The sequence below is a fragment of the Bacillus xiapuensis genome (assembly GCF_002797355.1).
Taxonomy (GTDB): Bacteria; Bacillota; Bacilli; order Bacillales; family Domibacillaceae; genus Bacillus_CE; species Bacillus_CE xiapuensis.
Genome location: NZ_KZ454940.1, coordinates 763,022 through 785,742, shown reverse-complemented (window position 1 = coordinate 785,742; position 22,721 = coordinate 763,022). Strand labels below are relative to the sequence as shown.

Annotated in this window: 27 protein-coding genes; 1 reads left to right on the top strand and 26 read right to left on the bottom strand. The window is 45.1% G+C overall.

Annotation, left to right across the window (positions count from 1 at the left end; translation table 11 throughout):
- Positions 1 to 44 precede the first annotated feature (44 nt).
- The 15 genes from pth to metG all read right to left on the bottom strand — a co-directional run bounded on the left by pth (position 45) and on the right by metG (position 13,998).
- Positions 45 to 605, bottom strand: coding sequence for an aminoacyl-tRNA hydrolase (gene pth, locus CEF20_RS15490; RefSeq protein ID WP_100332908.1), 561 nt, complete (start codon positions 603 to 605; stop codon positions 45 to 47).
- Positions 606 to 818: 213 nt separating this feature from the next.
- A complete protein-coding gene (locus CEF20_RS15485) occupies positions 819 to 1,424 on the bottom strand; it encodes a 50S ribosomal protein L25/general stress protein Ctc (RefSeq protein ID WP_100332737.1) in 606 nt (201 codons plus the stop codon).
- Positions 1,425 to 1,816: 392 nt separating this feature from the next.
- Entirely contained in the window at positions 1,817 to 2,776 is a 960-nt protein-coding gene (locus tag CEF20_RS15480) for a ribose-phosphate diphosphokinase (RefSeq protein WP_100332736.1), read from the bottom strand.
- A gap of 14 nt (positions 2,777 to 2,790) precedes the next feature.
- Positions 2,791 to 4,164 carry a bifunctional UDP-N-acetylglucosamine diphosphorylase/glucosamine-1-phosphate N-acetyltransferase GlmU gene (gene glmU, locus CEF20_RS15475; protein ID WP_100332735.1) on the bottom strand — a complete coding sequence of 458 codons (1,374 nt, stop codon included), beginning with the start codon at positions 4,162 to 4,164 and terminating at the stop codon, positions 2,791 to 2,793.
- A gap of 364 nt (positions 4,165 to 4,528) precedes the next feature.
- On the bottom strand, positions 4,529 to 4,822 hold the full coding sequence (spoVG, locus tag CEF20_RS15465) for a septation regulator SpoVG (RefSeq protein WP_100332733.1): 294 nt from the start codon (positions 4,820 to 4,822) through the stop codon (positions 4,529 to 4,531).
- A 128-nt stretch (positions 4,823 to 4,950) separates the two neighbouring features.
- Positions 4,951 to 5,325, bottom strand: a complete 375-nt coding sequence (locus CEF20_RS15460; RefSeq protein ID WP_100332732.1) for a RidA family protein — start codon at positions 5,323 to 5,325, stop codon at positions 4,951 to 4,953.
- 187 nt (positions 5,326 to 5,512) lie between these two features.
- Positions 5,513 to 6,334 (bottom strand): pur operon repressor, encoded by an 822-nt coding sequence (purR, locus tag CEF20_RS15455; protein WP_100332731.1) that lies wholly within the window; start codon positions 6,332 to 6,334, stop codon positions 5,513 to 5,515.
- Between the two features lie 67 nt (positions 6,335 to 6,401).
- On the bottom strand, positions 6,402 to 7,271 hold the full coding sequence (gene ispE, locus CEF20_RS15450; RefSeq protein ID WP_100332730.1) for a 4-(cytidine 5'-diphospho)-2-C-methyl-D-erythritol kinase: 870 nt from the start codon (positions 7,269 to 7,271) through the stop codon (positions 6,402 to 6,404).
- Positions 7,272 to 7,510: 239 nt separating this feature from the next.
- Positions 7,511 to 7,687, bottom strand: a complete 177-nt coding sequence (locus CEF20_RS15445; protein ID WP_100332729.1) for a small, acid-soluble spore protein, alpha/beta type — start codon at positions 7,685 to 7,687, stop codon at positions 7,511 to 7,513.
- Between the two features lie 109 nt (positions 7,688 to 7,796).
- Entirely contained in the window at positions 7,797 to 8,051 is a 255-nt protein-coding gene (gene veg, locus CEF20_RS15440; protein WP_100332907.1) for a biofilm formation stimulator Veg, read from the bottom strand.
- 472 nt (positions 8,052 to 8,523) lie between these two features.
- The gene (gene yabG, locus CEF20_RS15430) at positions 8,524 to 9,411 is read right to left on the bottom strand and encodes a sporulation peptidase YabG (RefSeq protein WP_100332906.1); all 888 of its coding nucleotides are present in this window, start codon (positions 9,409 to 9,411) and stop codon (positions 8,524 to 8,526) included.
- A gap of 292 nt (positions 9,412 to 9,703) precedes the next feature.
- A complete protein-coding gene (gene rsmA, locus CEF20_RS15425; protein WP_100332727.1) occupies positions 9,704 to 10,579 on the bottom strand; it encodes a 16S rRNA (adenine(1518)-N(6)/adenine(1519)-N(6))-dimethyltransferase RsmA in 876 nt (291 codons plus the stop codon).
- Positions 10,576 to 11,133: a ribonuclease M5 gene (rnmV, locus tag CEF20_RS15420; RefSeq protein WP_100332726.1), complete on the bottom strand. Its 558-nt coding sequence runs from the start codon at positions 11,131 to 11,133 to the stop codon at positions 10,576 to 10,578. The genes rsmA and rnmV overlap by 4 nt, the downstream gene beginning before the upstream one ends.
- A 10-nt stretch (positions 11,134 to 11,143) precedes the next feature.
- Complete coding sequence (locus CEF20_RS15415; RefSeq protein WP_100332725.1) at positions 11,144 to 11,914, bottom strand: TatD family hydrolase; 771 nt, start codon at positions 11,912 to 11,914, stop codon at positions 11,144 to 11,146.
- Positions 11,915 to 12,006: 92 nt separating this feature from the next.
- Complete coding sequence (metG, locus tag CEF20_RS15410) at positions 12,007 to 13,998, bottom strand: methionine--tRNA ligase (protein ID WP_100332724.1); 1,992 nt, start codon at positions 13,996 to 13,998, stop codon at positions 12,007 to 12,009.
- A 480-nt stretch (positions 13,999 to 14,478) separates the two neighbouring features.
- Here metG and CEF20_RS15405 point away from each other — a divergent pair, with 480 nt between their 5' ends.
- Positions 14,479 to 14,760 carry an AbrB/MazE/SpoVT family DNA-binding domain-containing protein gene (locus CEF20_RS15405; protein WP_198508556.1) on the top strand — a complete coding sequence of 94 codons (282 nt, stop codon included), beginning with the start codon at positions 14,479 to 14,481 and terminating at the stop codon, positions 14,758 to 14,760.
- Positions 14,761 to 14,842: 82 nt separating this feature from the next.
- Here CEF20_RS15405 and rsmI read toward each other — a convergent pair whose 3' ends face one another.
- The 11 genes from rsmI to CEF20_RS15350 all read right to left on the bottom strand — a co-directional run bounded on the left by rsmI (position 14,843) and on the right by CEF20_RS15350 (position 22,557).
- The gene (gene rsmI / locus CEF20_RS15400) at positions 14,843 to 15,721 is read right to left on the bottom strand and encodes a 16S rRNA (cytidine(1402)-2'-O)-methyltransferase (protein WP_100332905.1); all 879 of its coding nucleotides are present in this window, start codon (positions 15,719 to 15,721) and stop codon (positions 14,843 to 14,845) included.
- A complete protein-coding gene (locus CEF20_RS15395; RefSeq protein ID WP_100332722.1) occupies positions 15,693 to 15,989 on the bottom strand; it encodes a GIY-YIG nuclease family protein in 297 nt (98 codons plus the stop codon). Before CEF20_RS15395 ends, rsmI begins: the two co-directional genes overlap by 29 nt.
- The gene (locus CEF20_RS15390; RefSeq protein WP_100332721.1) at positions 15,973 to 16,719 is read right to left on the bottom strand and encodes a tRNA1(Val) (adenine(37)-N6)-methyltransferase; all 747 of its coding nucleotides are present in this window, start codon (positions 16,717 to 16,719) and stop codon (positions 15,973 to 15,975) included. The genes CEF20_RS15395 and CEF20_RS15390 overlap by 17 nt, the downstream gene beginning before the upstream one ends.
- A gap of 351 nt (positions 16,720 to 17,070) precedes the next feature.
- The gene (yabA, locus tag CEF20_RS15385) at positions 17,071 to 17,439 is read right to left on the bottom strand and encodes a DNA replication initiation control protein YabA (RefSeq protein WP_100332720.1); all 369 of its coding nucleotides are present in this window, start codon (positions 17,437 to 17,439) and stop codon (positions 17,071 to 17,073) included.
- A gap of 13 nt (positions 17,440 to 17,452) precedes the next feature.
- On the bottom strand, positions 17,453 to 18,280 hold the full coding sequence (locus CEF20_RS15380; RefSeq protein WP_100332719.1) for a PSP1 domain-containing protein: 828 nt from the start codon (positions 18,278 to 18,280) through the stop codon (positions 17,453 to 17,455).
- Positions 18,273 to 19,274, bottom strand: coding sequence for a DNA polymerase III subunit delta' (gene holB, locus CEF20_RS15375; RefSeq protein ID WP_100332718.1), 1,002 nt, complete (start codon positions 19,272 to 19,274; stop codon positions 18,273 to 18,275). The genes CEF20_RS15380 and holB overlap by 8 nt, the downstream gene beginning before the upstream one ends.
- A 12-nt stretch (positions 19,275 to 19,286) precedes the next feature.
- Positions 19,287 to 19,727, bottom strand: coding sequence for a YaaR family protein (locus tag CEF20_RS15370; RefSeq protein ID WP_100332717.1), 441 nt, complete (start codon positions 19,725 to 19,727; stop codon positions 19,287 to 19,289).
- 15 nt (positions 19,728 to 19,742) lie between these two features.
- Positions 19,743 to 20,072: a cyclic-di-AMP receptor gene (locus CEF20_RS15365; protein WP_100332716.1), complete on the bottom strand. Its 330-nt coding sequence runs from the start codon at positions 20,070 to 20,072 to the stop codon at positions 19,743 to 19,745.
- A gap of 94 nt (positions 20,073 to 20,166) precedes the next feature.
- On the bottom strand, positions 20,167 to 20,808 hold the full coding sequence (gene tmk, locus CEF20_RS15360; protein ID WP_100332715.1) for a dTMP kinase: 642 nt from the start codon (positions 20,806 to 20,808) through the stop codon (positions 20,167 to 20,169).
- 58 nt (positions 20,809 to 20,866) lie between these two features.
- A complete protein-coding gene (locus CEF20_RS15355) occupies positions 20,867 to 22,306 on the bottom strand; it encodes an aminotransferase class I/II-fold pyridoxal phosphate-dependent enzyme (protein WP_157796316.1) in 1,440 nt (479 codons plus the stop codon).
- Between the two features lie 50 nt (positions 22,307 to 22,356).
- The gene (locus tag CEF20_RS15350) at positions 22,357 to 22,557 is read right to left on the bottom strand and encodes a sigma factor G inhibitor Gin (protein ID WP_100332713.1); all 201 of its coding nucleotides are present in this window, start codon (positions 22,555 to 22,557) and stop codon (positions 22,357 to 22,359) included.
- Positions 22,558 to 22,721 lie beyond the last annotated feature (164 nt).

Sequence of the window (22,721 nt, the reverse complement as noted above, 5' to 3'; positions counted from 1 at the left end):
ATTGTCATCATTAGTATAGCCATGAAGGAAGATCATTATTCATTCTATTTATTGAAGCGATTCATTACTTCTAAAAACGGCTGATCGAGCCATGCTTCCGCTGCATCCGCACTCGCGGCTACGGCTTCTTTCATCACGGCCCGCTCTTCTGCTGTAAAGCGGCCAAGCACATAATCGGGCACCTTCATCATTCCTGTCGGACGGTCAATTCCGATGCGAATCCTTTTAAAGTTTTGCGTTCCAACGTGGGCAATAGTGGACTTGATTCCATTATGCCCTCCAGCGCTGCCTTTTTGACGCAGCCGGATTTTCCCTACAGGCAAATCCAGGTCATCGTAAATCACGAGCAAATCCTCCGCTGTTAGATCATAATAGCGCATCACTTGACCAATGCTTTCTCCAGACAGATTCATATATGTGAGAGGCTTAAGAATAATCGCTTTCTCTGAGCCTTTGCGAATGATGGTGTAAACTCCTTTATGCTTTGCTTCCGTCAGCTGCACTTGATAACGTTCCGCCAGCTCATCAATAACATCGAATCCAATATTATGCCTTGTACCTGCGTAGGCAGCTCCAGGGTTTCCAAGGCCTACTATTAACTTCATCTTCTGCACCTCAAATTCCTTCTAAACTCACTAAATGCACGCAGTTATCTCAAGTATAACGTACATAGCCGCGAAATTATACTTTTAAATCTGCTGATTTACTCTTTCTAACAAAAAAAAGGATTAGCTTCCGCCAGCCCAATCCTTTTGGATGATGACATCCTCCAGCAAATAGGCGGAAGCTAATCCTGTAAGCAATCTAACGCTTATCATTTATTCTGCTGTTTCAGCTGCTTCTTCTGTTGCTGTTTCTTCCTTTGTATCCTTCTCTACAGCCGGCGGCAATACCGAAACAATGGCTTCTTCGTCTTCATGGGCAATTGTGAATGAATATTGTTTGCGAATATCTCCTACCGTGATGGTCTCTCCGATTTTCAATTCGCTGATATTCACTAAGATGCGTTCTGGAAATTCACTGACCTTCGCTGTAACAGCTAATTCATACAACGGCTGTTGAACAACGCCGCCTTCTTTTGCACCAGCCGCTTCCCCTTCTAATTCCACTCGAACATTCGCTGTCATTTCAGAAGATAAATCGACTGCCAGAAAGTCCGCATGAACGATGTGGTTTTTGATCGGATCTTGCTGATAATCTTGCAAAACCACATTATAAGATGTGCCGCCGACATTTAAAGAAATCACTCCGTTGCGGCCAACTTCTTTTATCACCTTGAAAAAGTCCCCTTCATTGACATAAACGGCATCATTTTCTTTTCCTTTCCCATACACAATCGCAGGGAAATAGCCTTCCTCGCGAAGCTTCGTTAAGCCTGATCCTTGGAAATTTTCTCTTTTTTTCACTTCAAGTAAAGTACTCATTAGAGTAACTCACCCTCCTATGTAGTGATCTAATTATTCTATCTTTCCAATGCCTTAACTTATCTATTCCCTAAGCTTTCAGCCATTAAACCTAATAAACAGAAATTCTTTCAAGTCCTCTTGCGAAAAGAAGCTGTTCCGGACATGCTGCTTGATGAACATCCGCTCTCCTCCTCACTCGTCCTCTTTCCACCCGCAAATGTGTTTCAAGCAGACTTTAAAAATCGGATCAATTCCGCTTTTCTTCTTAAAAAATAAGTAAACAGATGAAATCCGCCAAAATAAAACACCGAAGAATGACGGGAAATCTGCATTCTTCGGTGTGTTTTTATGTGCAAGCAGCGATTCTATTTTTCGGATTGTTCCCGGTCACCTTGCATTTAGGCTCTCCATTAATCGAATAACGTGCTTACGGATTGCTCTTCATGCACGCGAATTATCGCTTCTCCAATGAGGGAAGCAACTGAAAGTTCGACGATTTTATCTGTTTTCTTTTCTTCCGGTAAAGCGATAGAGTTTGTGATCACAAGCTCTTTAATATTGGAGTTTTGAATGCGTTCGATCGCAGGTCCGGATAGCACGGGATGCGTACAACTTGCATAGACCTCTTTCGCCCCATTCTCTACCAATGCATTTGCCGCTAATGTAATGGTCCCTGCCGTGTCAATAATATCATCAACTAGAATCGCAATCTTTCCGTCAATATTTCCGACAATATTCATTACCTCTGCCACATTAGGCCGCGGGCGGCGTTTATCAATAATGGCGATTGGCGCTTTTAAACGATCGGCCATTTTTCTGGCACGTGTCACTCCGCCATGATCAGGAGAGACGATCACAATGTCTTCGCCTTTGAAACCTTTTTTCTTAAAATAATCCGCTAAAATCGGCACGCCCATTAAATGGTCAATAGGAATATCAAAGAATCCTTGGATTTGCGGAGCATGCAGATCCAGAGTGATGACGCGAGTAGCACCAGCTGTTTCAAACAAGTTGGCGACTAGCTTGGCGGTAATCGGTTCACGCGCACGGGCTTTACGGTCCTGACGTGCATAACCATAGTACGGGAGAACAATGTTAATCGTTTTGGCAGATGCTCGTTTTAACGCATCAATCATAATCAATGTTTCCATTAAATTATCATTGACCGGCGCACTAGTGGATTGGATGACATAGACGTCGCAGCCGCGAATGCTTTCTTCGATGTTGATTTGAATCTCTCCGTCACTAAAACGTTTCACAGAGCATTGACCTAATTCCACACCAATCGATTCTGCTATCTCCTTAGCAAGAGCCATGTTGGAATTAAGAGCAAAAATTTTCAAGCTTGGATCTAAATACTGGTTACACATGTTGGACCTCCGCATTATTTATTAAAATTTAATTTTTGGACGTAGTTTTCTTTATTTACTTGACGGGAACGGGCAATCGATAGAGCTTCGCCTGGAACGTCGTCCGTAATGGTTGACCCGGCTGCAACATAAGCTCCTTTTCCGACAGTCACAGGGGCCACAAGATTAGAGTTGCAGCCAATGAACACATCGTCTTCGATCTTTGTTAAATGCTTGTTCTTTCCATCATAGTTAACCGTGATGGAGCCGCAGCCGATATTGACATTCGCTCCCACTTCCGCATCGCCAATATAGCTCAAGTGGGAAGCTTTGCTGCCTTTTCCGAAAACGGACTTCTTAATCTCTACAAAGTTGCCGACTTTCACTTCATCATGGATCTCTGATGCCGGACGAATATGAGCAAATGGCCCGATGTTGACACCTGAGCCAATCTCGCTGTCGGCGGCAACCGATTGCCGAACCTTCGTGCGATCACCAATCCGGCAATTGCTGATCTCGCTGTTCGGGCCAATTTCACAATCCCTTCCAATCACCGTGTGGCCGGAAATAATAGTGCCCGGATAAATTACCGTATCAGCGCCGATGCTTACATCTGAACCGATATACGTATTTTGCGGGCTGATAAGCGTGACACCGTCTTGCATATGCTTGCGGTTTATACGCTTTTGCATAATCGCTTCCGCTTGGCTTAAAGCAACCCGGTCATTGACGCCAAGCGTTTCACTGAAGTCTTCCGTTTGATAAGCCGCAACAATTTCTCCAGCGCTTTTTAATATTTCAATCACATCCGGCAAGTAATACTCGCCCTGTGAATTGTCATTGGATACTTTCTTCAGCGCTTCAAACAGCGAGCGATTGTCAAAGCAATACGTACCGGTGTTAATTTCTTTGACCTTTCGTTCCTCAGCGGTTGCATCTTTATGCTCCACGATCCGCTCTACCATGCCGTCTTCGTTTCGGATAATTCTTCCGTAACCGTCCGGGGCATCCGTGTAACCAGTTAAAATGGTTGCTTTTGCGTTTTGCTTTTGATGATAATTTACAAGCGCTTCCATAGTTTCCGATTTAATCAGCGGAGTGTCACCGCACACAACGAGAGTACAGCCGTGTTCGCTTCCGAGAATTTCTTCCGCCTGCATCACAGCATGAGCGGTTCCGAGCTGCTCTTCCTGTAAAGCAAATACACTCTTTTCGCCAAGGTAGCCTTTCACTTCATCCGCTCCATGGCCAACAATTGTGACAATTTTTTTTGTATGTAAATCAGAAATTTGATCAATTACATGTTCTACCATCGGTTTTCCACAAACAGGGTGGAGCACTTTGTATAGCTTAGACTTCATTCGAGTGCCTTTGCCTGCAGCGAGAATGACAGCAAAAATATTTGTCATTTGGGGTCCCCCTATAGCCTTTTATTCCATATTGAATATATCTTAAAAAGGCCTGCATTTCAAGGCGCTGAAAAAAGTGACATTTTTTTGTCAAGGGTTAAGAACAGCCGGCCGAAAGGGGCCAAAAGGGATAAAGCAAGCCTGCAAACAGCGGAAGCTTTCTTTCATTCCCGCTGTTGAAAAGATGAACAAAGGCCGCCATCGCAGCACCTTTGTCACCCGCATCGTGCAGGCCCGAACGAATCGGACAATCTTGTATGCGGGATTAATGGAAGCAGCTGCGCATCCGTCATGCACGCTATAAAAGCGCTGAAAATAGAAAAAGAGCCCTACCTTGGAAGTAGGCTCTTGATGCAATTGATTATTAAGAAGCCCCCGCTTCTTCTAGTTCCACTTCTTCCAATTCTCCTAAGCGGTGATATTCTGCTAAAACAGCATCTTGGACTTTACCGCGTGTGTTGGAGTTAATTGGATGAGCAATGTCCCGGAATTCGCCGTCCGGTGTCCGCTTGCTTGGCATTGCGACGAACAGCCCGTTATTGCCGTCAATTACGCGAATATCATGAATCACAAACTCATTATCTAATGTAATTGAAGCAATTGCTCTCATTCGGCCATCCGTGTTTACACGTCTTAATCTCACATCAGTTACTTCCATTCTTGTTATCACCCTTTCCCCCTAGATATAAAGCCTAACTACTTATTCAATAATATTTATAATATTCCTGCTTTTGATTAAAAAAATTTGAAATATTTCTGTTTTATTCCAAAAAAATACACTCGTGGTTATTTCACGAGTGCGATGACTTCTATTTCTACTTTTGCATCCTTTGGCAGCCTGGCCACCTCTACGCAGGAACGGGCAGGCTTATGGTCAGCAAAATACTGGCTGTATACTTCATTTACAGCAGCAAAGTCCTCCATATCAGTCAAAAATACTGTCGTTTTAATGACCGTTTCAAACGAAGCCCCCGCTTCGCTGAGCACGGCTTCTAAATTTTTGAACACTTGGTGCGTTTGAGCAGGAATGCCTCCTGATTCCAATACTCCTTCAGCTGTTAATGGGATTTGACCGGAGCTGAAAAACAAATTATTGACTAGAACCCCCTGCGAATACGGTCCAATTGCAGCTGGTGCTTTTTCAGTCGATACTGTTCTCATAGCCATCTCTCCTTATGAATAATCAAACACTCTTGATAAAATGAATTTTCAAACAGCAGGGGATAGTCATCCCCTGCTGACAAGAAGGACAAAAGCTGCCATCATAGCGCCTTTATCACCCGCATCGTGCAGATCCGAACGAATCGGGCATCTTTCCTCATTCCTGAAGAGAGAGCCTTAAACCGCCTTATAGGCGCGATAAATAATTGCCTTCTACCACAGATATTGCGCGCTCTTTAACATTGACATTTTTCAGCTTAACCAGTGAAATATAATCGTCCACAAGCCGTTCTTCATCATGCTCCGCTTCCACCAGCACAGCGATGCCCGCTACTGTTGCATTAAATTCTTTCAACAGGCTCATCATTCCGTTCACCGTGCCCCCGGCTTTCATAAAGTCGTCCACGAGCAGTACCTTTGATCCCTCTTGTAAGGACCGCTTTGCGAGGACCATCGTTTGAATTCTCTTCGTTGAGCCTGATACATAGTTAATGCTCACTGTCGGCCCTTCTGTCACTTTACTGTCTCGGCGGACCACCACGACCGGAACGTTCAAATGGGCTGCCATAGCATGGGCAATTGGAATGCCTTTCGTTGCCACTGTCATAATGGCATCAATCTCCATGCCGGCATAAACAGAAGCCAGCAATTTTCCGACTTGATGAATCACCCGGGGATCCCCCAGCAAATCCATCATATACAAATAGCCGCCGGGAAGCAGACGCTCCGGATTTTCTATTTGTTCACAAAGATGAGCAATAAATGATCGGGCCTCTTCCTCTCCAACCTTTGAGAAGAATTTGACCCCACCCGCTGCTCCGGGAATGGTTTGCAGCGTTCCGATCCCGCGCTGTTCAAACGTTTCTTTCACAATAGCTAAGTCTTCACTGATGGAGGACTTGGCCGAACCGTAACGTTCAGAAAAAAATGTCAGCGGAACGAGCTGCCTCGGATGTTCCAATAAATAATGAGTTATATCAATTAAGCGTTCACTTCGACGGAACTTCATGTTACCCTCTACCCTCCTAAGGAGTAAAACCGAATATTTAATTTTAAATATATCTTAACATACGGCTTCAAGCAACAGGATTTCCATCCCCTAACAATCTTACCGCATAAACTTGATCGCAGAAGCCCCTCAAACCGTTATATACGCGATGCATTCTCGAATCATGCTGAATCAGTCCAAATACGGTCGGACCACTTCCGCTCATCAATACTGCATCAGCGCCAAACCGCTCCATCTGCTCTTTAATTTGCGCCACTTCCGGATGAAGCTTTAAAGTAACAGATTCCAGAACATTTCCAATGTGAGCGCACATGCTCTCATAATTCTGTGTCTCAATCGCCTGTTTCATCGCTGCAGTGTCCGGATGCTTCAGCCTCTCAAGCTTCAAGTTTTTATAAACTTCTGCTGTCGATACGCCAATGGTCGGCTTCGCCAGAACGACCCAGCAATTCGGCGGAGCCGGAAGCCGCTGAATTTGTTCTCCGCGCCCTTTAGCAAGTGCTGTTCCCCCATATACGCAAAAAGAAACATCCGAGCCTATTTCCGCCCCCAGCTTGGCTAGTTCATCCAAACTTAATCCAAGCCCCCAGAGCTGGTTTAATCCCTTTAGGGCAGCTGCTGCGTCACTGCTTCCCCCCGCCAAGCCAGCCGCCACAGGGATCAGCTTTTCAATGCTGATCGCTACACCGGAGCGGATATGATACCTTTCCTTCAGCAGCCTCGCCGCCTGATAAGCTAGATTTCGGCTGTCATCCGGCACAAAGCGGTTATGAGAGATAATTCGGATCTCATCCGTTCTTAGCGGCTCCAGCTCAATCCGATCGGCCAGATCTACTGTTGTCATGATCATCTCCACCTCATGATATCCATCCTCGCGTTTATACAACACATCCAGTGTTAAGTTGATTTTTGCTGGTGCTTTCATCATTAATTTCACAATTGGCCACCTACTTTTGTGCACATAACATTTTGTCTTATTTTAACATAAAGCTTTTCTCGATTTGCGAATATGGTATTTTAACATTTCTTTTTGTTGCTGAAAAGTAGAGGCGCAAACATCAGGATCAGCTTATTCCAAGGAATGAATCCATCTGCATAAAAAAGGGTGCCTTCAGCGTCGAACCTCGACGTCTGAGACACCCCGGGCGGCTTATGATTTAGAAGTTGTAAAAAGCGCTAGCGTTTGTTAGCAAGCTGGTTTTCTGCTAGTTCAATTGCTCTCTTGACCATGTTTCCGGCGTCACGGGTCGTAATTCCACCCCATCCTTCTCGTTGAACCGTATCATAAAACCCTAACTCTTTCGCAAGCTCTTCTTTCAATTGGTCAGACATGATTCCTCGTCTTCTGCCCATTGTTCTCCTCCTTTTGCCGCCTTATGTATAGCATATCCAAACAGCAAACGATGATGAGCAGGAAATGATGGAAAACAAAAAAGCAGCAAACATAACGTCTACTGCCAGCTTAGACTGCATTTCCTGCTGCATCTTCAAAGGTTAATTCCACTGTCTCTGTAAGTACATCCGCATAACTATAAGAAACTCTTTCGAACGCGTTCTCATCCTGATCCAATTCAACGACAAAAACTGCCTGATAGGTTTCAGCTAATACACCGGAGCGTTCAATGGTCTTTCGGCGTCCTCCGTTTGCTTTTAGCAACAGTCTTTTCCCTAAATTAGAATCAAGAGATCTTTTAATGTCGGCTAATGTTTTTGGCATCCGCTTCCACCTCACTATTTCAATTATAGCACAGTTTTCTGCGGCCGTCAAATAAACAAATAATTTTATCAACCAACCGCCCTTTTTGTCAATGCTTTTTGCATTACAAATTCCTGCTTTTTTCACCATACACTTAGCGTGCCCAATTTTCTCATAATCATGACAGAAACTTTTTATGGTCTTAGCCCCCTCTAAAGCGGCTGCATAGCAAAGGAGTCTGACCCGCTTCGGGACAGACCATTTTATCTGTTTTGACCAAAAGAAGGTTCCCTCTTCAAAGCTTGAGCATTTGCCGCCCATAAGCGAGAAAAGGAGAACAGGAATCCGCCTGCCGCGCTAAATCTTACGCGTTCTCCCGCCTCATGCTTACCGATGTGGCGAAAAAAACGAAAGCAGGCCTGCAGAGCAGTCTGCTGCAAAAGCAGCGGGTACGAAAATGCTCGAAGGAATTCCAGCGTCCATAAGAGAACAATCACTCTTCCTCCGAATGGTGAAACGGCATCCCCAGGCGCAGCAGCCCTCTTGTTTCAATGCCGCCCAATCCTTTGTCACCGGTTAATGTATTGCGAAGAACTTCCCTTACATTAATCAGCTCGTTGAAAGGAGTAAAACCGATTTTCGCCGAGATATACACGGGATCTAGGGCGTGAATATTTACTCGAAAGGGAGAGCTGGCAAAATTGGCCCCCGCCCGGATCATCGATTCAAAATGGGACTGACATGCACCTGAAAAAATAACGAGCTGATCTAAATGAGGGATTTTCTTCCGGGCGGTTCTAACGGCTTGTGCAAAGTACTTGGAATGGCGGTATGCTTCAATATCAGACTTGTTTCCTTTCGCTTTAGAGTAGGAATCATGGCCGGTAATCACTAAGATATCCGGCCGGTATTGATCAATTAGATTCGAAACCTTATCAGGCATTTCGGTCTCATGACAATGGATGCCATAAACCGGGAGACCAATCGTTTCATAAGCCGAAAGACATTTCTTTAAGTAATTGGGGTCACCATCCATATGCAGCACTCTCCCGGGAATTTGGAAGACGTCATTCTCAACCCGGTAGCAGCTGGTCGCCCGATATTCCTGTCTCTCTTTAATCAGCTCCAGCTCCTGGCGAAATAAATGCAGCGACTGTTCTTCGCGGCGTCTCGTGTCCCGGCTGATCCGCTTATGCTGATCCGAATCCACCTCAATTAAGTCGGATAGCGGCGCATCGGCAATTAAGCGATAGTCTTCTCCATATAGGATAGCTTGCTTTCCTTCCCCCGTCTCCTGAATATCCGTTACCCGAAACAACATATCATTTCCGTATGAAGGACGGCTGACAATAGAATTAATACGAATGGCCAAATCAATCATCCCCATTGTTTTTTTACGATTCCCCCTATTCTATGCAAAAGCCGGCACATTGGCCCTTCAGCTAGGCAGAAAGTTTATCCGGCATACGGGGGCTGCGTTCAGCGAACAAACAGCAGGGAATGAAAGAAAATCTCCCGCTGTTTGAAGATTCGCTTTATTCTTAAGGCATGGGGACGAAGACGCCATTGAAATGTGAAAATCCAAGATAGAATTGGAGTGCAGAACCATTGGATTTGCGCGCTAATAGCCCGATCCGCTAGTTGCAGGAATCGGGCTATTTGACAGATAAGCCTTAATGAAAGGCTGTATATAAGGCGTTGGAGAGCGCAGCAAATTCTTCAAGCGACAATGACTCTCCTCTTCTTGAAGGATCAATGCCAGCTTGCTCTAGCGCTTGTACGATTTGTTCCTTCCCGGCTTTGCCCTGCGGAAGCTGATGAGTCAGGTTATTAAGGATGGTCTTTCGGCGCTGAGCGAAAGACACGCGCGTAACAGTAAAGAAAAAGCTCTCATTGAGGACGTCGACTGGCGGCTTCTCTCTTCTTATAAGCTTGATCACAGCTGAATCTACGTTCGGCTGGGGCATAAATACTGTCTTAGGCACAATAAAAGCCGTCTCAGCCTTCGTATAGTACTGAACAGCAATTGATAAGGAGCCGTAAGATTTTGAGCCCGGCTGTGCTGACAGACGGTCAGCCACCTCTTTCTGCAGCATCACGACGATGCCTTTGATTGGAATAGCATCCTCCAGCAACTTCATAATGATAGGCGTCGTAACATAATAAGGCAAATTAGCCACGACCATGATATCTTTTCTATCGGCAAATTCCTCTTCCGCGATGCGGGCTACATCCGCTTTCAGCACATCTTCATGAATAATTTTCACCTGCGGATAAGGCGAAAGCGTATCAGCTAAAATCGGCAGCAGGCGCTGATCGATTTCGAAAGCAATGACTTTGCCGGCGCTTCTCGCCAAATGCTCCGTCAGCGCTCCAATTCCCGGGCCGATCTCTATAACTCCCGTTTCTTTCGTTAAATCTGCTGTTTCTGTAATGCGGTGCAAAATGTTCGGATCAATTAAAAAGTTTTGTCCTAAGCTCTTTTTGAAAGAAAAACCGTATTTCTGCAAAATTTCTTTCGTGCGCGTAGGAGTGGCGATATCCTTCATTTACTTTCCTCCTGTAACACGGCCGCTAATGCTTCAGCAAATTGCTCTTTCGTAATGCGAAACATCAGCAGCCGTTTGTGCAGCTGTTTGCCGTTAGTATAGCCAATTCGCAGCTTTTCGCCAAGCATTTGACGCCGCTCTTTCGCTTGATGGCCGCCAATTAATCCAGCGTCCACTAAATCTTCCTTCGTAATTTGCTCAACTGCTTCGCTCTCCATGAACTGAGCATGCTGCAAAGCCAGACGAATCGCTTGATCGGATGCATGTTCAACGCCGACGCCTCTGCCCCGTTTATGCAAGGCTTGCTGCTTCGGCAAAAAGGCATGCTTGCAATCCGGCACGTGTTCCGAAATGAATTTTCTGATTTTCTCGCCTGGAAAGTCTGGATCTGTGAAGATAATCACGCCTCTCGTTTCCTGCGCCAGCTTAATTTTTTCGATTGTTGCCATATTAACAGCCGAGCCGTTGGTCTCAATCGTATCGGCTTCGACCGCCCTTTTGATGGCTACGGTATCATCCTTGCCTTCCACTACGATAATTTCTTTAATCTTCATTTTATGTCTCCTATGATTCAATATTAAACAATTTGAAGGCATTTTTTTTAGTAGCCTTCGCCACTTCCTCATAGGAAGTTCCTTTTATTTCAGCAATTTGCTCTGCAACTAATTTCACGTATGCCGGCTCATTGCGTGTCCCCCGATAAGGATGCGGCGTTAAATAAGGACAGTCAGTTTCGATCAGCAATTTCTCTAACGGAATATCTGCCGCGACTTCCTTTGGCTTCTTCGCATTTTTGAAAGTCACTGGACCGCCTAGTGAAATATAGAAATTCATCTCAATGCATTCACGGGCGGTTTCCACACTGCCGCTGAAGCAGTGCATAATGCCGCCCACTTGATCGGCTCCTTCTTCCTTCAAGATATCGACAATATCTTGAGTGGCTTCCCGATTATGGATGATGATGGGCAGCTTCACTTTTTTGGCTAAGCGGATTTGCTCACGAAACACTTGCTTCTGCACATCTTTCGGCGATTTATCCCAATGATAGTCAAGCCCCATCTCTCCTAAAGCGACGACTTTCGGATGCTCTGCCAGCTCTTCGATCCACGCTAAATCATCCGCTGTCATATCAATCGCATCAACTGGGTGCCAGCCGACGCTAGCATATAAAAAGTCATATGCCTCCGCAAGCTCAATCGCCTTCTTGATCGTAGGGCGGTCAAAGCCTACAACAATCATATGCGTTACACCGGCAGATTGGGCTCTGCAGATTACTTCTTCAAGATCCTCCTGATATTGCTCAGCATTTAAATGAACATGGGTATCAAACAACATTTCTCGTCATCCTTTCCGAAAATAAAAACATAGAAGCTCACGTGAAACAGGCTGTTCCACGTGAAACAATCTATGTTTTTTAAACTTTGTCGTTATTTAATCTTAGCACCATTAGGCAAGTGCTCATCTACACTAGCTAATGACATTACACCGTCTTTCTTACCAGCAAGAATCATCCCCTGGGACAGTTCGCCGCGCAGCTTAACCGGCTTTAAATTGACGACAACGACCACTTTGCGGCCAACGAGCTCCTCTGGCTTATAGTATTCGGCAATGCCGGAAACCACCTGCCGTTTTTCAAAGCCAAGATCCAGCTGAAGCTTTAATAATTTATCCGCTTTTTTCACTGGCTCCGCCTTAACAACTGTCGCTGCCCGCAAGTCTATCTTCATAAAGTCGTCAATGGTGATTTCCTCCGACTGCTCGGCATAAGGCTCTTCTTCTTTTTTCTCTTCTTTCGCTGGGGCGCCTTGCATTTTCTCTTTAATAAAGTTTGTCTCTTCTTCCACATCAAGACGCGGAAAAATCGGTTCACCTTTTTTAACGACGGCTGTGCCTTCAGGAATGATTCCAAACTCGGCTAAGCTATCCCAAGCGGTTAATTCGCCTTCTGCGATCGACAGCTGTTTGAATATTTTTTTCGGTGTTTGCGTTAGGAATGGCTGAAGCAGCACAGCTATTCTCCTTAAAGATTCGGCTAAGTGAACCATCACATGATTTAACCGTTCGCTTGAACCTTCTTTCGCCAGCACCCAAGGCTGAGTTTCATCAATATATTTGTTTGTACGGCTCACAAGCTGCCAAACGGCCGAGAGCGCCACAGAAAACTCCATGTTGTCCATCGCTTCTTCATATCTTTCGACCGCTTCTTTATTCATCTGCAGCAGCGATTGATCAAATTCGCCGTCCGAACCTTTATACGCCGGAATAATGCCCCCGCAATATTTATTAATCATAGCCACTGTGCGATTAAGCAAATTGCCCAAGTCATTGGCCAGATCAAAGTTAATGCGCTCAACAAATCCCTCTGGGGTGAATACCCCGTCAGAGCCAAACGGCACTTCGCGAAGCAAATAATAACGCAATGCGTCTAATCCGTAGCGGTCAATCAAAGTGACTGGATCGACGACGTTCCCTTTGGATTTCGACATTTTTCCATCCTTCATCAATAGCCAGCCGTGGGCAAATACCTTTTTAGGAAGCGGCAAATCAAGCGCCATTAGCATAATCGGCCAATAGATTGTATGGAAGCGCACAATTTCTTTTCCGACTAGATGAACATTGGCCGGCCAATATTTATTGTATTGATCCGGATGATCCGTGCCGTAGCCGAGTGCTGTAATATAATTCGACAAAGCGTCAATCCATACATAAATCACATGCTTTGGATCGCTGGGAACCTTCACTCCCCAATCAAATGTCGTCCGCGAAACAGCTAAGTCTTCAAGACCCGGCTTAATAAAGTTATTAATCATTTCATTTTTGCGTGATTCCGGCTGGATAAAATCAGGGTTCTCTTCATAAAATTGCAGCAAGCGGTCAGCGTATTTGCTCATGCGGAAGAAATATGATTCTTCTCTCACCTTCTCAACAGGATGGCCGCTGTCCGGGCTTTTCCCGCCAATAACTTCCCCCGCTTCATTGAATTCTTTCTCCACCAGCTGGGTTTCTGTGTAAAAGGTTTCATCGGGAATGGAGTACCAGCCTTCATACTCACCGAGATAAATATCCCCTTGATCTAAAAGCTTCTGGAATATTTTCTCGACAATTTTTTTATGCCGATCCTCTGTCGTCCGAATAAAGTCATCATAAGAAATATCAAGCTTCTTCCAAAGGCGCTGAATGCCTGCGACGATGTCATCGACATACTGCTGAGGTGTAACATTGGCTTTTTCAGCGTTTCGCTGGATCTTTTGACCATGTTCATCCGTTCCTGTCAAATACATTACATCGAAGCCCCGCATTCTTTTGTAACGAGCCATCGCGTCACCGGCTACGGTCGTATAGGCATGACCAATATGTAGATTCCCGCTTGGATAGTATATAGGTGTTGTAATGTAAAATGTCTTCGCTTGATCGTTCAATTCCTAAACCTCCTATAATCATTAAGTACTTATATAGAAAAGGCTCTCACCCAACGGTCGAGAGCTTCCATTTACACGCTGCCATAATTGGGCATTCATATGAAATTCACTGACATTATAACTCTTTTAGGAAAAAAATATACATAAGCGGCAAAATAGCCGCCATCTTCATTTTCCCTCATTCCATAGCAATTGTAAATACTTAATCTATTTTTCTTTAAATATTTTTCACCTCTTCTTCGACTGTCTTATATGATTCGACAAATTTCATATTTTTTTATTTCCTTTTTATTCCTCAAGGCGTGAATCCTATTTTATCAAGGGTCTCCCACTCTTACATTGATTGGTAAAATTACATTTTCTTGTTGACGATCACAGGAAACGTTGGTATGATATAGGCATAAATAAAAAAATGTCGAAAATTGACGATAAAGTTTTCAGACTGCTTTTTTTCTAAATACTTATTTTGAGAGGAGAACGATAATTATGAAATCAACAGGAATTGTACGTAAAGTCGACGAGCTAGGACGGGTCGTGATCCCGATCGAACTTCGCCGCACTCTAGGAATTGCTGAGAAGGATGCATTGGAGATTTATGTGGACGACGACAAAATCATTTTAAAGAAATACAAGCCAAGCATGACATGCCAAATCACTGGTGAGGTGTCTGATGACAACGTGAAGCTTGCCGGCGGTAAATTAATTCTAAGCCGTGAAGGGGCCGAGCAATTAATCAAAGAAATCCAAGAGTCTTTTAAATAATCATTCAGACTAAAGCAGGCTGTCTCTTGATGAGACAGCCTGCTTTTTATGAAGAAAACAATCGGGAAACGCTTTAAACGCATTACGATTCGACATGATACGCCTGATAGATCTCTCTTTTCCCAGTTTTTCGATCCTTGGCCGTTTGCTTGATGGCTTCTTTTGAAGAAAGCGACTGTTCATTGATGTAATAATTCACATGCTCGATGACGGATAAGGATGTCCACCATGGCTGTTCTTCCACTGCTTGTTCCTCTTCATTGCCTTCGATGATTAAACAAAACTCGCCCTTGATCTCCCCCTCTTTCGACCAAGCAAGCGCCTCCCCTACTGTTCCCCGCAGAAATTCTTCAAATTTCTTTGTCAGCTCGCGGCATAAAACCATTCTCCGCGTTTCTCCTAATACTTCTGCCATCGCAGCCAGCGTCTCCTTGAGCCGATGGGGAGATTCGTACAAAATAAACGTATCCCGGCTCGCATTCAATTGAACCAGCTCGTTTTTCTTTTCTTTTTTGCTGCGGCTTAAAAAGCCGTAAAAGTAAAACGGCTGCGGCGCAAGTCCCGAGGCAATCAGCGCGGTCAGCGCCGCATTGGCTCCCGGAAGCGGAATGACCGAAATACCCCTTTTTATTGCTGAGGACACCAGCTCATAACCAGGATCAGAAATCGAAGGCATGCCGGCATCGCTCACAAGCGCTACTATTTCTCCTCTGCTGATCTGCTCCAGCAACTGCCTGCCACTCGTTTCCTTGTTATGTTCATGGTAGCTGACCAACGGTGTCGAAATGTCAAAATAGTGACAGAGCTTCTTCGTGTTTCTTGTATCCTCCGCCGCAATGACATCCGCTTCCTTCATGATGCGAATCGCCCGGAACGTCATATCCTCAAGGTTGCCGATCGGCGTGGGCACCAAATATAAGGCGCCCTTTCCCTCATTTAAATAACTTTTTTGTTTGGCTATCACTGCATCGCCCCTCCTTTTGTAAATACTCCAGCTTCTTCTTTCTAGTCAGCTGCTTAAAGGCATATTCAGCCTGCATCGCTTCCTGAACCGTGGAAAACATCTCCGCATGAACCAGCCGGACCGGTCCGCGCCCCCTTGTGTATTTCGCTCCTTTTCCGGCATTATGCGTCTGAATCCTCTTTTCTACATTTGTGGTATACCCGGCGTAAAAGGAACCATCTCGGCACTCCACTACATAAAAGAAATGCTTACTGCCCGCTGCCATATAATATCTCTCTCACTTCGCTTGTATACTCATCTTGATCATCGTATACATACAATGGCGGCAGGACTTTCAGATCCGGTGCTCCATCCTTTATAGCCTCAATTAAAATGGTGTTAGCTTCTTTGCCTTGCTTCGGGTAAACAAAGCGAAGCCGCTTCGGTTCAAGGCGGTACTCTCTCATCAGCGTCACTAAATCAAGCAGCCTGCCCGGACGGTGAACAAAAGCGGCTTTGCCTCCCTGCTTTAACAGCTGGCTGCTTGAACGAACACAATCCTCTAACGTACAGCATATTTCATGGCGAGCGATGGATAAATGTTCGTTTCTGTTTAATTCTTTATCGGATGGCGTTAAAAAATAAGGAGGGTTGCACGTAACCAGCGCATGCTTTTCATATCCCAATAATTGAGGAGCATCCTTCAAGTCACCATGCACCATAGAAATCTGATGCTGCAAGCGGTTGTACTCAATGCTGCGGATAGCCATATCATATAAGCGTTCCTGTATTTCAACGCCAGTAATCGCAACCTTCGTGCGCGCGCTCATTAAAAGGGGAATCACGCCGTTTCCCGAGCATAAATCAATAATAGATCCCTTTTTAAGCGGAAGAGACGCAAAGCGGGCAAGGAGCACAGCATCTAATGAAAAAGCAAACACAGATGGGCTTTGAATGATCCTCCTTTCTTCCGCTAGTAAATAATCGAGTCGTTCATCACCTTTCAAGTTCACCATTCTCTGTTTCCTCCAATTTTGTCATCCTCCCACATGAAACAGACCCCATCCATCTTTCATGCCGGGGCCTTCCCCTAGGATCGGCACAGTTTAACGCACTGCCAGGCAGCGGCTGCCTCCTTGAACAGATCCTAAAGTGAAACTTCAACAACCAGCAGCCGCTTTCTCCCCCATTTGCGAGTCTTCGCTTCTTCTGATCGGGGGCGTACTGCTGATGACTGCGGGATTAAAATAGAGGCTGTCCCAAAGACAGGCTTGACTTCCAACCTCCTTTCTCCGGCAGCTTTGCCAGAGAACAAATTGAAAAGCTCCAAGCACTGGCCTACAGGACAGCCTCGCCAAAACGATTTCTTATTTTTTATTTAAAAACGATAAACAAAACAAGCAATCTTCGTCCTTACGCGGACTGCCGAAATGAACATTGCAAATATGAAAGCCTTCTTGATACAGCCTAGCTAGGTTGTCATATCCTTCCCCGACATCCACCAGCTTGGCAGGACTTGGACCAATGTTGTTTCCAGCAGTTTGCCGTCTAGCTACTTCCCGGGAAAACTCCAACTCTTCCATCCTTCGCCGCAAGTTTTCGTTTTCTAGCTTTAATGAGTGGTTTTCTTCCATCATTTTTGCTAGGCCTTGTTTCAAGTCCCCAAGCTGCTTATACAACTGGCCAATTTGCAGTTCCATATCGCTGACTGAATCGAAGAATTCTTTTTTATCCAATCATTCCACCCCATTACTCTGTGGCTTGTGCTGAAATGGCATCTTCTTTCGAAATCTCTTCCACTGAATATTCTAGCACTCGCGCATGTTCGAACACTTCCACTTGAAGAACTCTCTCTAAAATATTTAACCCCACCACTTTACCAGGGCCTTGAGGGGTATTGACTTTTTCACCGACATCGGGAAGAATTTTCTTAGCCGCTTCATATTCATCATTCTCATACTTCAAGCAGCACATTAACCGGCCGCATAAGCCTGAAATTTTTGTGGGGTTTAATGAAAGATTCTGATCCTTGGCCATTTTAATGGAAACTGGTTCAAAGTCACCTAAAAACGTGGAACAGCACAGCATCCTGCCGCATGGACCAATTCCCCCAAGCATCTTCGCTTCGTCGCGTACACCGATTTGGCGCAGCTCAATTCTTGTCCGGAAAATAGCTGCTAAATCTTTTACCAGTTCCCGAAAGTCCACTCGCCCGTCAGCTGTAAAATAAAAGATCACTTTATTGCGATCAAATGTATATTCAACGTCCACTAGCTTCATTTCCAAATGATGTTCTTCAATTTTATGGCAGCAGATGCCAAAGGCTTCTTCCGCCGCTGCTTTATTTTCTTCCACAATCAAGTGGTCTTTTTGGTCGGCGATGCGAATGACCTTTTTCAACGGGAGAACGATATCATTCTCTTCCACTTTCTTCGGACCGACAACAACCTGTCCATGCTCTACGCCTCGGACCGTTTCAACGATCACATGGTCGTTCTTTTTGATCTGCAGTTCCACTGGATCAAAGTAATATATTTTGCCCGCTTTTTTAAAGCGCACTCCTACTACATCATACAAAGGATGCTCCCCCCTGTAATTTCAACACAAGCTGTTCCATTAACAGCTGCGGATTCATATTGGCATCAAGCTTACGTTTCGCTTCTAAAATGGCTGTCATTTGCTCTGTTATTCTGGCGGCAGAAGATTGCAGAGCCATGTTTTTGAGCAGAGCAAGCTGATCAGGATAAGCAAGATCGGTCTCTTTTCCCATCTGCAACGATAATATATCTTTGAAAAGCAGCAGCAGCAAATCTAGCGCTTGGTTCACTTGTTGTTTATCTTTAAAATGCCCGTTAAAGTCCTCCTGCAGTTTGACCATTGCTTCCAATGAGTCTCTCTGAAGAACTTCATATAATTTTAACACTATTTTGCGTGACTGTGCAAACCACTCTTCATGACAGAGTTCAAGTGCTTCCTGAAAATGATTCGTCAGCTTGGCCGCCAGTGAGGCCATCGGGAGGGAGACGTCTTCTTCCATCAGCTTATTTTTAAGCTGATTATAGGGCAAAGGACGAAACGTTAGAACCTGGCATCTGGAAATGATCGTTGGGAGCATCCGCTGAACCTGCTCCGTCAGCAGCATGGCCACGGTATCGGATTGAGGTTCCTCCAGAAACTTCAGCAAGCTGTTAGCTGCGCTGGCTGTCATCTTATCAGCATGCTGAATAATATAAATTTTGCGGCTGGCTTCAACCGCCGTCTTGCTGAATTCTTGCTGAAGAAAAGCAATCTGATGCTTTTTAATGGACAAGCCATCAGGCTCAATATAATGAACATCCGGGTGATTGCCGCTCTCGATTCGCCGGCAGCGGTGGCATACCCCGCATGGTGCTATTCCTTCTTCTTCACAGAGCAAGCTTTGGGCAAACAGAGCTGCCGCTTGCCTTTTACCTGTGCCGGGGTCGCCCTCGAAAATATAAGCGTGGGCAACTCGCTCCTTTGCCAAGCTGTTGGACAGCATTCGGAGCACGACAGGCTGCCGTTCATTTAGTTCTCTCCATACCTCGGACATCTTCATCCCTGCCTATGTGTATAAATTGATGAGCAACCCTTTAATTTCACCGATTTTCCCGAGCAAATCAACGGCTTCCTTATCTTTGCTCATTACTTCCTCCGTTAACTCGATCAGCTTCTCATCGATGGTTTCGACAATTTTCAGTTTGCGGCCTTCGCCAAATTGGTCCCACGTATGAGAATTTTTCAAGCTCATACCGAATTCAACCGTTTCTCGGATAAAGCGGCGGATAAGTGTTTTGTATTTAGCCAAGTCTTGAAAGGTGCGGGATCGAGCCAGCCGTTCTCCCGCTCCTTCAATATCTGCCAGCAGACGCTGGATCTGATCCGTTTTCAGCTGCTGGCCTTGCTGCTGAACAAAGTGAGCAAATTTTGATTTGCCCGCCTGTTCCATCCTGTGGTCATTCCGCGGTTTATCGATATTTACATGTATATCTTTATTAATTTTCATATAAAATGTCCCCTGTTAAAATTGATGGAATTGTTCAATTGGCAAGACAAATACAGTCGCTCCCCCAACCGGCACCTCTACTGGATACGGAATATACGTATCGGCGTTTCCGCCCATCGGTGAAACAGGCGCTACGATCTGATCTCTCGATTGGCAGCTGTCTTTAATGATGCTCAACGCTTCTTCCAGTCGTTCATCATCCGTTCCAATGATAAATGTGGTGTTGCCCGCTTTTAAAAAGCCGCCCGTAGAAGCCAGCTTGGTTGCCCGGAAATCACCGTCAATCAATGCCTGCGACAATCGGTGGCTGTCCTGATCCTGCACGACTGCTAATATTAGTTTCATCTCTATATTCCTCCTCATGAACGATCCTTTTCCTTGTATTATATCAAGAAAACGAATACCCCGCAGAGGCAAAAGAAAATTTAAAGCGTTTCCCCTAGCAGCCGTACTCCTTCATTTTCTCCTGAATGACGGCAAAGCTGTCATCGGCCACTTGTTCCATCGGCGCTTCGGCATTAATGGTCACAATCCGCTGGGGGAACCGTTTCGCCAAGCTTAAATAACCACATCTGACTTCTTCATGAAAGGACAATGACTCTAAATCTAAGCGGTTTATCTCGCGCTCATTGCCGCTTTGAATCCGCTGAAGCCCTACTTCCGGCCTGACGTCAAACAGCAGCGTCACGTCTGGCATCCTATCACCGATGGCAAACTGGTTGATTTCATATACTGCTTCCACCCCTAATTTTCTTGCGTATCCTTGATAAGCAAGAGAGCTGTCAATAAAGCGATCACAAAGAACGACCTTTCCTTCCTGAAGAGCGGGCTGGACTTTCTCCACTAGATGCTGCCTTCTAGCCGCCGCATATAATAACGCCTCTGTACGCCCATCCATTTCACTATTCTTTTTATCTAAGATGACTTCTCGAATCTGTTCAGAAATCGAGATGCCGCCGGGTTCCCGTGTCACAATGACTTGATAGCCTTCCGCTTCTAATCGCCGAGCAAGCAGGGGAATGACACTCGTTTTGCCCGCTCCTTCAGGTCCTTCTATTGTAATAAAGATTCCTTTACTCATCTCTTAACCTCCATACCGCCTTGCTTCCGTTTGATTCAAGCTGTTCTTATTATGTATCTTACGTTCTTTTTGAATTGGAAAATACAGCGATTTTGTTCTCTTTTAACCCGCGTCCTCCTTGAATATGCACATTATTTTCCAAGAGTTTCTGTAAAATGTCCAGCTGCCTTTCAGTGAGCGCCTCTCCCGTCATCACTAACGGAATACCAGGAGGATAAGGTATCACTGTTTCCGCAGACACTTTCCCCCTTGCTCCCTCCAAAGAGATCCATTTCCTTGGAAATAGATCTTGTTCCCGGTAAGAAAGGGCTAATGTCGAGATTTTCTTTGCGGACGACTCTTGCATCGCCCGGTCTATAAGACCATTAGGCGTTTTAAAAGGCAAATCTAAAGCGCTTATTTTGCTTGCAGCATGCTGACTGAATGCATTCTTGTCCGCTTTTTGCAGCAAAGGCAGCGTGCATAGTACTTGAGAAGGGTCCGCCAGCTCTGTAAATATGCCGGCAGCTTCTAATTGCTGCTGCAATTCATACCCCGAGTATCCCTGCTTGCGAAGCACTAGTTTCAACGGGTCTTCCGGCTGCAAGGTTTCAACCCCTTTAACCTGAAAATGCTCCGCTATTGCTGTTCGTGTGCGCACGGTATGAGCGATGTCTTCCTTGGTCATATTAGCTACATAGGCGCGAGCCGCATCTAACGAGGCCATAATCGGATAAGAAGGGCTGCTGGACTGCAGAGCCTGCAAATAAAATTCAAGCGGTTCTAACGAAATTTCTTTTGAATGCACATGTAAATAAGAGCCCATTGTCATCGCCGGCAGCATTTTGTGAGCTGATTGCACTACAATATCGGCTCCCCATTCCAAAGAGCTCGGGGGAATAGGATCATCTAAAACAAAATGCGGTCCGTGCGCTTCATCTACTAAAACAAGCGAGCCATTAGCTTTAGCCATTTGGATCATTTCCTTAAGCGGAGGAGCCATTCCATAATAATTCGGATAAGTGATGATCAGTGCCCGCACAGAAGAATACAGTTTATATGCTTGACGCACAGTTTCGATATGAACCCCGCCCGCTGCCTGGAAGCGGCTGTCATAATCCGGCTCTAAAAATACCGGATGCACGTTGGCCAACTTTAAAGCATTCAATATGGACTTATGACAATTGCGCTGCACAAATACAGTATCTCCTTCCTTACATACAGCAAGAATCATCACTAAATTGCCCACTGTGCTTCCATTGACAAGAAAATAACTTTTTCTCGTTTTATACAATTCTATTAATAGCTCCTGCGCCTCCAATATACAGCCTTCAGGTGAATGAAAATCATCCAGCCCTGAAATCTCAGTCAAGTCATATTGGAGCAGCTTCAGAAATTCCTCAGGAAGCCCCGGTATCTGCACCTGCCCGTTTTTATGACCAGGAACATGAAAAGACAGGGGCTCCTGGTTTCTATAATGCCACAGTGCTTCCATAATAGGTATACGATTTTGATTCACTTGAGAGCCTGCCTTTACTATACTTTTCTACTAGCCTAACATAGAATCACTCACGAAAAAACGGATGGTCTTCTGATTTTCCTCATCTTCTTCACGATGCGGGTATACGCTTCATCCTCAGGAGCCGTGCCTACGATCTCCCGCTCACACTCCAAGCAAATAAAGGCCGTAATTATATGGATTCCCCTTGGTTTCTCTTGCTCACAAATAATGCAATGACGAATCTCATTTGTTTTATTCAGCGTCTCCACCTCCTAAATGCTAGTATGCCCAATCGTTCTAAAAATATGACAATCTATTTGAACTCACCGATCCATCCAGCGTGAAATACTTTACCTTTAGAAAAAAACACCATTCCTTCACAATGATGCTCGGCATCTTGAGGCGCTTAGTTCAAATCCGCTGCTCTCGCCGC

Bases quoted from the DNA above. Each gene is read 5' to 3' on its own strand.
- CEF20_RS15390 (WP_100332721.1), bottom strand. From the start codon at position 16,719: ATGGTGAACTTGAAAGGTGATGAACGACTCGATTATTTACTAGCGGAA.
- pth (WP_100332908.1), bottom strand. From the start codon at position 605: ATGAAGTTAATAGTAGGCCTTGGAAACCCTGGAGCTGCCTACGCAGGT.
- spoVG (WP_100332733.1), bottom strand. From the start codon at position 4,822: ATGGAAGTAACTGATGTGAGATTAAGACGTGTAAACACGGATGGCCGA.
- CEF20_RS15415 (WP_100332725.1), bottom strand. From the start codon at position 11,914: ATGTTGTTTGATACCCATGTTCATTTAAATGCTGAGCAATATCAGGAG.
- CEF20_RS15365 (WP_100332716.1), bottom strand. From the start codon at position 20,072: ATGAAACTAATATTAGCAGTCGTGCAGGATCAGGACAGCCACCGATTG.
- CEF20_RS15480 (WP_100332736.1), bottom strand. From the start codon at position 2,776: ATGTGTAACCAGTATTTAGATCCAAGCTTGAAAATTTTTGCTCTTAAT.
- rnmV (WP_100332726.1), bottom strand. From the start codon at position 11,133: ATGAAGATTAAAGAAATTATCGTAGTGGAAGGCAAGGATGATACCGTA.
- purR (WP_100332731.1), bottom strand. From the start codon at position 6,334: ATGAAGTTCCGTCGAAGTGAACGCTTAATTGATATAACTCATTATTTA.
- CEF20_RS15370 (WP_100332717.1), bottom strand. From the start codon at position 19,727: ATGAAAATTAATAAAGATATACATGTAAATATCGATAAACCGCGGAAT.
- CEF20_RS15460 (WP_100332732.1), bottom strand. From the start codon at position 5,325: ATGAGAACAGTATCGACTGAAAAAGCACCAGCTGCAATTGGACCGTAT.
- yabG (WP_100332906.1), bottom strand. From the start codon at position 9,411: ATGATTGATTTGGCCATTCGTATTAATTCTATTGTCAGCCGTCCTTCA.
- holB (WP_100332718.1), bottom strand. From the start codon at position 19,274: ATGTCCGAGGTATGGAGAGAACTAAATGAACGGCAGCCTGTCGTGCTC.
- CEF20_RS15395 (WP_100332722.1), bottom strand. From the start codon at position 15,989: ATGGCAGCGGGCAGTAAGCATTTCTTTTATGTAGTGGAGTGCCGAGAT.
- CEF20_RS15485 (WP_100332737.1), bottom strand. From the start codon at position 1,424: ATGAGTACTTTACTTGAAGTGAAAAAAAGAGAAAATTTCCAAGGATCA.
- CEF20_RS15445 (WP_100332729.1), bottom strand. From the start codon at position 7,687: ATGGGCAGAAGACGAGGAATCATGTCTGACCAATTGAAAGAAGAGCTT.
- rsmA (WP_100332727.1), bottom strand. From the start codon at position 10,579: ATGAAGGATATCGCCACTCCTACGCGCACGAAAGAAATTTTGCAGAAA.
- tmk (WP_100332715.1), bottom strand. From the start codon at position 20,808: ATGAGTAAAGGAATCTTTATTACAATAGAAGGACCTGAAGGAGCGGGC.
- veg (WP_100332907.1), bottom strand. From the start codon at position 8,051: ATGCCAAAAACATTAGCCGACATTAAAAGATCTCTTGATTCTAATTTA.
- glmU (WP_100332735.1), bottom strand. From the start codon at position 4,164: ATGACAAATATTTTTGCTGTCATTCTCGCTGCAGGCAAAGGCACTCGA.